1 protein-coding gene is annotated in these 321 nt (G+C 66.4%); it reads right to left on the minus strand.

Annotated elements, in window-relative coordinates:
* Window positions 1-200 precede the first annotated feature (200 nt).
* Window positions 201-314, minus strand: coding sequence for a pseudouridine-5'-phosphate glycosidase (locus H2O73_RS23605; RefSeq protein WP_497997506.1), 114 nt, complete (start codon window positions 312-314; stop codon window positions 201-203).
* Window positions 315-321 lie beyond the last annotated feature (7 nt).

Raw genomic sequence — 321 nt, forward strand, 5'->3', positions numbered from 1 at the left:
GAGGGACCGATCATAGAACAAGAGGCCGAGCGCATCACCCACTCGATGACCCCCGACGATCTGGTGGCCGTGGGGCGCGATATCGAATCCCGTGTGCTGGCCCGCGCCGTCAAACGCCACCTGGAGGGGCGGGTGATGCTCAACGGGCAGAGAACGGTCGTCTTCACCTGACGCGAGGGCCTGCGCGTCCGGCCGGGCGCCTAGGAGTGCAAGGCCACGGCGATATCCGCCGCCAGCCGGGCATTGTTCTTGACCAGCGCGATGTTGGACCGCAGGCTCCGCCCCTCCGACAACTCGAAAATCCGCTGCAGCAGGAAGGGT

Source organism: Vibrio marinisediminis, assembly GCF_014050145.1.
In the GTDB taxonomy this organism is placed as follows: domain Bacteria; phylum Pseudomonadota; class Gammaproteobacteria; order Enterobacterales; family Vibrionaceae; genus Vibrio; species Vibrio marinisediminis.